Below are 11,576 nucleotides of genomic sequence, written 5' to 3'. Positions count from 1 at the left end.
CAAAAGTTGGTTACTTTTGGAACATCCCCGTCGAGTTTGAAATTAAGTCTTTATACAGCAATGACTTAATCTTAAACGTCGCATCTAAATCTAAGGAAACTCTCTCAAAACTAAAAAGAGAGGTAAAAAAGATGAAAAGAGAAAATAAATACCGAATGATATTCGGCGTCATCACATTTTTTTTATTTTGTGCGTGTACATCAAATAACCGGTCAACTGCAAATAATCCGTCAATTGAAAATCAGAGCAACAACCTACATGAATTGGAACGTCAAGCTGCGGAGCTTGACGGAATGTTCAATGTTTCTGCCCGGAAATATGTCGATGTCTATTTTACATTATCCGACATATATGCTGAAAAACAAGAATATGAAAAAGCCTATCAAACCGTTATCAAAGGATTACAGCTCGATTCATCAAACTACCTCTATCAATATAGAGCTGCTTATTTTGAATTTTGTCTTAAAAAATATAGAGAATCTTTTGAACGTCTCCAATATATATTGACAGCCTGTAATGATTCATCAATCATACAGTGCTGTACTGAGCTATCGGCAAAGTTTCCGAATATGCCTCTTGAAAAAGAGACCGTCCAACCAATGTATGCAAAATCAATACTTGTTCTCGTATTTCCCAATACACACACATTGGCAGCCGATGCCGTCGCAGAACGAATACGGCAAGATTTTAAACTATCAGTCATCAAGGAGTATATCGATGTTCCTGAAAGCACTGAGCATACCAGAGACACCCTTGATGCATATATACACGAGTACATCACCCAATTATACGAGAAGCACAGCGAAACAGAACTTGCACCTATTTTGGAAGAAATAGGATTGACAAAAGATGATTTAAAAGAAAAACAGAACAGATTATTATTTATGAAATATGCCTTTATCCAATCGGGATATGACCGGAAAGATTGGGAAGATTTTAATCGAGAATATACGATGCAATATGATGCAAATACTCTTATACGACAAATAAGACAATATACAAAGCAAAAACTTACCAACCCCAATATTATCGGAGTGTTGGCTATTACATCAAAGGATATTTACTCCGGTGAAGATAATAATAACTTTCTGTTCGGGTTATATGACCGGCATATCGCGATTATGAGTTTGCACCGCTTTATCACCCCCGAAGCAAAAAACAGCGTTATTATAAACCGTGCTGTGATGCAGGGACTGGCCTCTGCCGGACACCTCATCGGTATTCCACGCTGTTCAATAAAAGGCTGCGCACGAGCTTATGCACATTCGCTTGCGGAACAAGATACAAAACAGACGTCACTTTGTTCGGAATGTATTAGGAATATTAATACGGTATACCAATCGTTCGATTAGACATTATGCGGAGGGATGGGCAATGCTGGAATCGAACCAGCGACCCCAAGCGTGTCATGCTTGTACTCTAACCAACTGAGCTAATTGCCCGCATTCGAATAAATAACAAAAAAGAGTTTATCCTATTTTACTATTTACGTCAAGCCCTAAAATAGGTATACTTCTTCCATCTATGAATCTTGAAGCGTTTATCTTGGGCTGCGGGGGCATGATGCCTTTACCGTATCGCCATCTTACTTCGGTACTACTTCGCCGTGAAGGCGATTTATTTCTTTTTGATGCAGGCGAAGGCACACAGGTTTCCCTACGCCGCCTAAACCTCCGATGGAAAAAAATCAATACCATCTTTATCAGTCATACCCATGCGGATCATGTAACGGGATTACCGGGAATTTTGATGCTATCGGCGCAGGTTGACCGCGATGAGCCGCTCTACATTATCGGCCCTCCGAAAATCAAAGAATATGTCGAAACAAGTAGGCAAGTTCTCGATATGTATATCAATTACGAAATTATCATTCAAGAAGTTTCCGAACCGGGCATTGTATATAAAACCGATGAATTTCAAGTACGGGCGTTCCGGCTTGAACATACCAAGCCTTGTCTCGGCTACGTATTTGAGGAATTTCCCCGTCCGGGAGCATTCGATCCGGAGGCGGCACGCAGACTTAATATCCCATGCGGACCGCTCTGGTCAAAGCTGCAGGCAGGAGTGGCAGTAGAGGCAGTGGATGGTACTATTGTAGAAAGCAGCCAAGTCCTTGGCCCGCCTCGAAGCGGCAGAAAATTCAGCTTTGTAACCGATACAAAATATTTGCCAACCATTGCGCTGGAGGTTGCAGGATCCGACTTCTTAGTCTGCGAATCCATGTTTGCAAAAGGTATGGAACAGGATGCCGCCGAAAAAAAACACATGACTTGTACGCAGGCAGCACAAATCGCACGAGATGCTGCAGTAAAAAAAATGGCACTCATTCACTACAGTCCCCGTTATACGGATTACGACTTAAAACAGCTGCTCAAAGATGCACAAGAGATATTCCCCAATACGGTTTTATCAAAGGATCGGATGGTGGAAACTATCGAATATCAGGATTAAGTATGTGAAACCTCTAAAAGCCACCTCGGTTTTTAGAGATTTCCCAACTCTTTAGAATTCCCACCCGATGCCCAACTGCGGTTGGATAATATATTTCGGGAATCCCTTTCCTTTCCGAATAGGAATTATATGGTCAAGATTAACTTCGATATATAGTCTTTTATACACATATACATATAATGCCGTGCCGACATTAACAGTTAATCCCCAATACCATGCTTTATCGCTTGTTATCTTTTGTGTCGCATTGTAGGTAAACTGGGTGTTCACGAGAAACATAGTACCTAATCCGGCATGCGCATCGAATACCAACCGATGTTTAATAATGGGGTAAAAATAAGCGGCATTCAATTGAGCAAACAATACCCCCGCACTCAGCGTATACCCATCGGTTTTATTTTTTAAATAGGCTCCCGAACCGGTAAAATTAAAACCGAAATTCCCATAAAATCGCTTTATCGGAACAACGGTAAACCGCAGACCTCCCCCCAAAGCGGCAAAATTTGCACCGAAATATTCTTTTTTAGCCAATATATCATTCCCGATAAAACCGTTAAAAACATAGTTACCCGAAATAAATATATCAAGCGGCTTTTGGAAGCGGAATACAATATCGTCTTTTTCTGCCGAAAGATCACTCGGATCAACCGCAGCAAATGTATACGTTCCCGGATTCGCCTTCGTAAACTCAAAAGAGACAACTGCATGAGTTCCGTTATCTTTTAGCTCACTCACAGTCCCGCGTAAAACCGCTCCGCTGAAATTGTTTGTAAGAATAAAAGACGTTTCTTCATGAAAATTCTTACCGGTTATGGTAAGGGTTTGACCTTCCAACTCATCAAAATTGATAACTTGCGGAGAGACGGAAGTAACTTCCGGTTGATACGCAATACGGATGGCAAAGTTACGGTATGGAGTCGCATCTTCTTTTTGCCCTAAAAGGTTGATAACCCGTACACGGAAACGGTAATCTCCCGGCGGCAAAGAAACGTCTGCATAATTCGTTTTTACGGTACGTTTATCTATCACGCGCCATACTTTTGTTTTTCTATCCTGCTGTTCAAGGTCAAATTCAAACCCCAAAATATCATCCAACGCTTCCCACGATAGACGCTGCACAAGCATAACACCTTTATCAGTTTCCTTAAGAAAATAATTTTTCTTTTCAGTCCCCGCTTTTTTTGAATCCTCTACAGGGGAAGAAAGCTCTTGCGCCGATAACGGAATAAAACAAAAAAAGAGGATACCGGCAAGCAACAAACCGTACTTATTTTCCATATAAAACTCCTGTTTCATCCGTCGATACCGTTCGTCCCTTAGGTATATCTATTTTGAAACGTACACGCGACACAGTACCGTCTTGGAATACTTTTCCATTACTTAATCGCCGTTGCGCTTTCACTTCTGCAGAGAAAGTGCCGGGGGATAAACGCGCAATGTCTTTAAAGCTGACCGCCGGCTCTGTTGCACCATCTGCACGGATATCGGTTGTAAATATCGAACGCCCGGCAGAATCGGAAAGTTTAAACCAATAATGAGTCGCATCCGGGACCTTGCTCCACCTAAAATCAATACTCCTGTTTGACTTAAAGAAAGCGGCATCCAACACAGTATCGGTTTTAGGGAAACCGAATACAGCTTGCGGCAATGGAGGTATCGGTAAAACGGTAAACGTAAACCGCTTTCTCGATGAAATATCAAAACCTTCCGGAACGGTAGCCTTTACTTCCCAGGTATATTTTCCCGATTCAAGCGCAGGTGCCTGTATTGCTGTAGGCGGATCCGATACTTCAAAAACCGGATTCGCCATACCGGACTTTCTCAATATGAGTTTTGACGAAGCAGGAGGAACAATCGATTCCCACTTAAAGGTAAAGGGATCAAGCGCTGCCTCAAGCCCGCCTATTTTTATCCCGTCAGCAGGATACAATAGTTCCACAGGCTTTAGATGCTTGAGCGCAAAGTTATGATCAACAGCCAAGCCGTACCGCCGTGTAGACGTTACAGAAGCGGAAGCAAAACCTTGAATACTGATGCGGTAGCCCCCTTCTAAAACATGTTGCAGAGCAATTTCAACTTGAGTCTCCGTAATAAATAAATTTTCATATAACGGAGAATCTTCATTACCGATTTTTGTAATACGTACCTGATAATAATCAGCCCCTTTAACAGGAGACCACGCGAACTTTGTTTTCCCTGAAGGAAAAACGATAACCGTACCGCCGATACCAAATAGGTTCGGCTTATCCAACGGCGGCGTAATAGTAAAATGCTTTGTTTCGGTTTTTATGAGACCGATTTCACTGTCGGCGATAACTCGCCAGTACCATTGACCGTGCGGTAGAGAAATCCCCTCAATACCGTTACCGGATGTTTTTACATCAACGGCAAGCGTCGAGAAATCTTTAGACGCAGATACTTGGAAATGTTTTTCCGTTTCGACATTTGTTTTCCATGTAAATCGGGTATCAGGACACAGAGTATCCGCAAGCACATATCCATTCGGCGGGAAAATACCGCGCAGTGCATAATCGGTATTAACGGTTTGAAATTTAACGGGAGTTGAGGCAGCCATTTCGGAACCCTTTGAATCGATCCCTGATACCGTCCAATAATAATCGCCATTCGGCAGAACCGCTGCCGCATCATCAAGTTTAAAAGAATTCGTTTCTACGATTGTATCGACTACAACCGTCTTCATTTCAGCATCTTTTGCCACTTTAAGCCGATAAGACTTTGTTTCGGAGATATTTTTCCATGCAAAAGACATTCCTTTTCCACTTGAGGTTTCCGCCGTTGCTTGAGGAAACAATACCTGCGGAGCTTCTTCAGCCGCAGTAGATTGTTTTTCTATATGAAAGAATGCCGTCTTCGATGACTCAGGTACATTTTCAACATTGATAAGATAGCGGGGAGTAACACGCCAATACCACGTTCCTTCAGCAAAATCAGACAACGTAAGCGACTGAGTATTAACGAACCGGCTTAACTGAGGATTTTTCAGTTCAGGATTGTCGGCAACTTCCAATAAATAAGAAGCAACGAGGGAATTTCCCTCCCATAAGAAACGGATAGCAGGGGGTGCCGCCGTATATGCATACTGCGCTTCGACTGCCGGTTCCAACAACACCGGAGCTGGGGCGGCAATAATATTCACCTTACCGGATTGAGCATTAACAGCAGACTCAGCACCTGCTGCAGCAGAATACAACCGCCAATAAAACGATCGGTTTTGCTTTGCAAGCGTATATTCCGTTAAGCCGGTAAGCGTATATTTTTGAACTTCATCGGAAAAATTACTGAGCGGCGAAGTCTCCAGTATTAATTCTTCGGCAGCAGGTAAAGAACTTTGCCATTGGAATGCTACATCAGTGCCGTTTCCGCTTTGATTGAGCAATCTTACATTTTTACCCGGGCTAACCACCACTAAAGGTGTTTGTATACCTGTCTGTATAACCGCGCCTTGTGTCAGCAGTTCCGTTTTCTCCACCCCATCTTGTCCGGTAACGGCAGCTTCTCCCCTTTCCACGACAAGCTGAAGATTTCCTTCGCCGCTTTTATCGGCGCGGAACGAAGATCCTTTTGAAATCTTTGCCGTGGTATTTTCCGAACTAATCAGCATATTGGAAGAGTCAGAGGTTTCAACCGATACAAGGCCGTTCGTCAGATCGATTCGGGATTCTTCGTTGTTGACAAATACCTGGATCATCGTACTCGAACCGAGTTCAACGACATTGCGGTCAACAAAATACAATGTCGCCTCTGCTTCGGGTGAAGTACGTATAGTATCGCCGTTGTACACAGGAGAATTCTGCTGTGGGCGATCCCAAACGGCACGATCAAGAAACTTGCGCTGAACCGATTTATACTTAAAAGTTACGGTCGCAACCGGTGTTTTGTCATTGCGTGAAAACGTTCTGTTTAAGTTTTTAACAAATAAAAAAGAAGACGCAAAAATCACCAACAGCGACAAGACAACCACGGTAATGTCCGTGCCGACATTTGTAAAGCTAGGGTTGGATTTTGTATTTTTTCTCGTCTTCATTAAGATTCACCTTTGCAAAATCGGGAATGGGAATCCCCAATACCTTTCTAATCTGATTAAGACTCGTCGGGCCTTTTTCACCGGCACCCGGGATACCTTTTTCGTTAGGCATATTAATAACCGCAAACATACGGAGCGGCTTTTCTTTTCCTTTAACGGTAACCGACGGCATCTCTTCTACGAGAACTTGATCATGTACAAGTTTGTAAGTGTATTCAGTGATAAGGATATCGGTACCCATCGGTTTATTCAAAGCTTCCGTTCGGGATGCAAGGTTTACCGCATCACCGATAACCGTATACTCCATACGCTTTTGAGAACCGATTTGCCCCGCAACAACATGCCCCGAGTTAATACCGCAACCGATGCGGATAATCGGCTTTTTATCGCCGCCGCGTCCGCGGTTAAAGTGCATAAGAGCTGCCCGCATACGAAGCGCTGCGCGGATACAATTCAACGCATCTTCACGCGGAGAACCGGAACTTGTCGGCGCTCCCCACACTGCCATAATCGCATCACCGATAAATTTATCAACAACACCGTGGGTATCGGTGACGCATTCAACCATCTGAGTCATATACTCGTTTAAGAAACCGACAACTTCAAACGGTTCGAGCTTTTCAGAAATAGCAGTAAAAGAACGAATATCGGAAAAGAATATGGTCGTTTCTTTAGTTTCACCACCGAGAGCCAACCGCCCCTGAGCGGCAAGCTCTGCGATCTCTTTATTGATAAACCTGCCGAAAGAATCCTTGAGGCGTTCCCGCTCCGCGAGTCCTTTTCCCATCTGCACGAAGCTTGACGTTAAGAGACCGACTTCATCACGTGTTTTCGGCTTTAAGTCCAGCTCATATTCACCCGCTTCAATTTGATGAGCCGCAACGGTCAGCAACTTAATCGGGGTACTGATACTCTTTGATAAAAACCATACAAACATTGCGGAAAGGGCAAGTACCGCTACGCTCAAATAGAGATTCCGCTTTGCCGTATCGTTGACGGGCTCAAGCACTTGGGCAGCTTCTGCGGTGGTAAGAACCGCGGCATCTCCAAGCGAAAGCCGCGTATAGGAACCGAAGTATTTTTTGCCGGTCTCATCTTGAAACAGCATCTGCCGGTTGGTATCTCCATTTTCTCTCATTTGAGTAAAAAGCGGGAAAGAGGCCACATTCGTACCCCGGCGGATAAGATCAAAATCGGGATGAATAAGCACATCACCCGTATCGTTCACAAGATACGTTGTTTGTAATGTTCCTTGACCGACCACATCGGAAAGTTTTTCTGCAGAAAAGAATACCGCAAGTCCTTGGGCAAGCCCTTTTTCTCTATACGGATAAAATAAGACCAGCATCGGTTGATTAAAAAGAGGAGTGGCATTGAGGATTTTCATAATTCCCTGCTCTACTTGAACCGACGCCTCTCGTTCTTGCTTTAAAAATGCTTCGACCAGCGAAGGGTCAAGCTCATGGGATAAAAAGAATGTCGTATTCAGCAGCGTACGGTCGATACCATCGGGACGCCGCGAATCGGTAACCAGAACAGCGGCAACCGAAGGATTTCGTTCAAAATAAAACGCAGCAGCTTGTTTTGCAAAACTGCTTGAACTCTCGGCCGTATTAATAAGATCCAACAACAGAAAAGCATTCGCCCTAATAGAAGAAAGTTCATTTTCAACAGAATTTGCAGCCTGTGCGTTTACCGTTCGGTTGTTTTCTTCAGCAGTTATTTGGACATCTTCGCTGCCGAATAATGTTACCAAAAGAGTAATCGTACCGAGTGCAATAATGAGTAAAATGGAAATCATTATAACCAATTTTGCACCGATAGGAAAACGTACTTTCTCCTGCTTCATTTTTTCATTTTGCCCTAACATTTTTTTCTCCGTATTCGGAATGATCATAGTTTTCGCGAGAAAATACATACAATGAGCTAGTTTATACATTTAACACATTATATCCTATGACTATTATTGTGTAATTGTACTACAACTTTCTATTTACCACAAGGATAGATATACCCAAGAAATATAAAAGTTAAAAAAATAACCGTGGTTATCGTATTTTACTATACGCAACACCGCCGGTATGGTAGCGTAAGCCCTCTAAAAACACGATTATTAGGGGGCTTTTTACCTCATTTTATCATGCAGTTATAATGCAGCGAGTTTGTTTCGTACCAGTTCCGTCGTCTGATTGGGATTCGCCTTGCCTTGGGACTTCTTCATCACCTGCCCCATCAGCCATCCGGCAACATTGGTTTTGCCTTTTTTCCAGTCGGCGATAGCTTGAGGATTGGCCGCAAAGACCTCATCCACCAATTTTTCAATAGCACCGGTATCGCTTACCTGCGTCATTCCCCTCTTTTTGATGATCTGCTGGGGATGCTCACCGCTTTCCAACATCTCAACAAAAACATCTTTTGCCTGCTTGCTGGTAATAGTCTGTGCATCAAGCGCATTGACCAATTCGGCAATATGATCGGGTCCGAAGGGTAACTGATCAAGCCCAATATGCTGTTCGTTTAATACCGCAAGTACTTCCGCAAGTACCCAGTTGGCAACTTTTTTAGGATCTCTTGTTTTAACGGCGGCAGCTTCAAACCAGTCAGCCAAGTTCCGTTCTGTTGTCAGCGTTTCCACATCAAATTGAGAAAGACCGTATTCTTTCTTAAACCGTTCCCGTTTTGCAGCCGGTAATTCTCCGACTGTTTTACATACCGAATCGATGTATTCGCGGCTCAGCATCAACGGAGGAATATCGGGTTCACGCATAAAACGGTAGTCAAGCGCAGAATTTTTTGTACGCTGGATAACGGTCTTTCCACTCGGTTCATCCCAGCCCATGGTACGCTTAAAATCAGGGGAATACTCCTGCCGATCCGTTTTAAATTCCTCAAGCTGCCGCTGTACTTCATATGCACAGGCATCGCGTACCGTTCTAAAGGAGTTCATATTCTTAACTTCGGAAATCGGTGTCCGGTATTCTTTGCCGTTTTCAAATACTTTCAGGTTGATGTTTGCATCGCAGCGCATCGCCCCTTCTTCCAAATTACCGTCGGTAACACCGATGAACTTTAAAATTTCCCGAATTGTCTGCATATATTGCGCCGCTTCTTCGGGGCTTTTCATATCCGGCTTGGACACAATTTCGATAAGCGGAACCCCGCAGCGGTTATAGTCTACATAGCTGTGAGCTCCTTCTATATGAAGACTTTTACCGGCATCCTCTTCAAGGTGAATGCGCTCAATTCCGATTGTTCGCAGCTGCGGCGCTTCGTTGGGAGCTGCCATATTGATTTCAACTTTGCCGTTTTCGCAAATCGGTTTATCGAATTGGGTAATCTGATAGCCTTTAACCAAGTCGGGATAAAAATAGTGTTTGCGGTCGAACTTGCTGAATTCGTTAATGGTACAGCCAAGCGCGAAGCCGGCCTTAATACCGAGTTTTACATATTCGTCGCCGATAACGGGCAAGGCGCCGGGAAGTCCCAAGCAAGCCGGACAGACACGGGAATTCGGCATTCCGCCGTAACGGTTTTCGCAAGAGCAAAAAGCCTTTGTCTTTGTTAACAGTTGACAGTGAATTTCACAGCCGATAATTACTTCGTAAGATAATTCCGAACTCATACCCGTGCCGCCTCCAACGTTTTTGCCAATCGCAAGATTTTTTCTTCAGATAACTTTGCACCGGCAATTTGCATACCGATCGGACGGCCGTCCTGTGCTTCGCCCGCAGGCAGCGATAGCGCCGGAATATGGGATAAATTAACAAATGTCGTAAATAAATCCGAAAGGTACATCGCAAGTGGATCGTTTACACGCTCCCCGAGCTTAAATGCCGGTGTCGGCGCAGTCGGACAGAAAATAAAGTCATACTGCTGCAAGACCGTCCCGACCTCTTTTTCCATACGGGCGCGAACACGAAGCGCATTTTCGTAACAGTCACCCGACAGATGATGGGATAATACATAGTTTCCGGTGATAATACGCCGTTTTACCTCACGCCCGAACCCCGCAGAACGGGTGGCGCAGTATAATTCGTCGTATCCCTTTCCCGGATCCTCACGTAAGCCGTAGCGGATTCCGTCAAAGCGGGCAAGATTGCTCGATGCCTCGGAAAGAGCAATAACATAATACATTGCAATAGAGGATTCCAGCACCGGAATGGAAACAGTATCGACTTGCACACCTTTTGAAGTAAACCATTCACGGTATTTTTCAAATATTGCTGCAACATCCGTATCCAAACCTTTCGCTTGGGTAAATTCTACCGGTAAGGCAATCCGAAGTTTTTTCAGTTCGCTGTCCGTATACGGTTCTAAATGCGCACAAGCGGAAAAATCATGCTGAACGCTTGTTTCATCATGCGGATCGGAACCTCCCGCAACGGAAAGGCCTAAACCGATATCGTCTATGCAGCGGGCAAAAAGACCGACTTGGTCAAGCGAAGAGCCGAATGCAACCACACCGTAACGGCTGATAGCACCGTAAGTCGGTTTTAATCCGTATATTCCGCAATACGAAGCGGGAAGCCGCACGGAACCGCCTGTTTCGGTACCGAGCGAAAACGGAACTTGAAACCCGGCAACCACCGCTGCGGAACCGCCCGAACTGCCGCCGGGCGTCAATGTGCGGTCTACGGGATTATGCGACGGTCCATATACCGAATATTCAGTGGAAGAACCCATTGCAAATTCATCCATATTTGCCCTACCAATCGGTATTGCGCCGGCTTCCATTAAGCGGGTAATCACCGTTGCGTTATACGGAGCCTTATAACCTTCCAATATTTTACTGCAACAGGTACAGAGTCTTCCGCGTATTGAAATATTATCTTTTACAGCAAAGGGCAACCCTAAAAGCGGCTTACCGGTAACCTTTCCTTCTTTCCGCAGCGCATCGGCTTTTTCTGCTTGCGCTTCCGCATCGTCAAAAAATTCAATAAACCCATGTAGCGGTGTCGATTGCTTTTCATCCGCCTGATATGCTGCCTTTAATGCACGGACTATGTCAACGGAAGTTACCGCCCCTTTTTCCAAGTACGTTTTTAATTCGGCTAAACTTGCCGTACAAAGATCCTTCATT

Annotated in this window: 7 protein-coding genes and 1 tRNA gene; 2 read left to right on the top strand and 6 right to left on the bottom strand. The window is 44.3% G+C overall.

Features of this window, described 5'->3' with window-relative positions:
• Positions 1–131: 131 nt before the first annotated feature.
• Complete coding sequence (locus E4N65_RS04565) at positions 132–1,352, top strand: archaemetzincin (RefSeq protein WP_235619721.1); 1,221 nt, start codon at positions 132–134, stop codon at positions 1,350–1,352.
• Between the two features lie 16 nt (positions 1,353–1,368).
• Here the strand turns inward: E4N65_RS04565 and E4N65_RS04560 are convergent.
• A tRNA-Val gene (locus tag E4N65_RS04560) sits at positions 1,369–1,442 on the bottom strand.
• Positions 1,443–1,524: 82 nt separating this feature from the next.
• Here E4N65_RS04560 and E4N65_RS04555 point away from each other — a divergent pair.
• Positions 1,525–2,451 (top strand): ribonuclease Z, encoded by a 927-nt coding sequence (locus E4N65_RS04555; RefSeq protein WP_253674240.1) that lies wholly within the window; start codon positions 1,525–1,527, stop codon positions 2,449–2,451.
• 51 nt (positions 2,452–2,502) lie between these two features.
• Here the strand turns inward: E4N65_RS04555 and E4N65_RS04550 are convergent, their stop codons facing one another.
• From E4N65_RS04550 to gatA, 5 genes are all read right to left on the bottom strand, one after another.
• Positions 2,503–3,729 carry a fibronectin type III domain-containing protein gene (locus E4N65_RS04550; protein ID WP_044012715.1) on the bottom strand — a complete coding sequence of 409 codons (1,227 nt, stop codon included), beginning with the start codon at positions 3,727–3,729 and terminating at the stop codon, positions 2,503–2,505.
• Positions 3,719–6,496 (bottom strand): FecR domain-containing protein, encoded by a 2,778-nt coding sequence (locus E4N65_RS04545; RefSeq protein WP_253674238.1) that lies wholly within the window; start codon positions 6,494–6,496, stop codon positions 3,719–3,721. The genes E4N65_RS04550 and E4N65_RS04545 overlap by 11 nt, the downstream gene beginning before the upstream one ends.
• Complete coding sequence (locus tag E4N65_RS04540) at positions 6,462–8,366, bottom strand: adenylate/guanylate cyclase domain-containing protein (RefSeq protein ID WP_253674236.1); 1,905 nt, start codon at positions 8,364–8,366, stop codon at positions 6,462–6,464. The genes E4N65_RS04545 and E4N65_RS04540 overlap by 35 nt, the downstream gene beginning before the upstream one ends.
• Positions 8,367–8,642: 276 nt before the next feature.
• On the bottom strand, positions 8,643–10,118 hold the full coding sequence (gene gatB, locus E4N65_RS04535; protein ID WP_253674235.1) for an Asp-tRNA(Asn)/Glu-tRNA(Gln) amidotransferase subunit GatB: 1,476 nt from the start codon (positions 10,116–10,118) through the stop codon (positions 8,643–8,645).
• Positions 10,115–11,575, bottom strand: a complete 1,461-nt coding sequence (gene gatA / locus E4N65_RS04530) for an Asp-tRNA(Asn)/Glu-tRNA(Gln) amidotransferase subunit GatA (RefSeq protein ID WP_253674233.1) — start codon at positions 11,573–11,575, stop codon at positions 10,115–10,117. Before gatA ends, gatB begins: the two co-directional genes overlap by 4 nt.
• Between the last annotated feature and the right edge of the window lies 1 nt (position 11,576).

The sequence above is a fragment of the Treponema sp. OMZ 855 genome, from assembly GCF_024181145.1.
Classification (GTDB): Bacteria; Spirochaetota; Spirochaetia; order Treponematales; family Treponemataceae; genus Treponema.
This window is presented reverse-complemented; position numbering and strand designations above follow the sequence as displayed.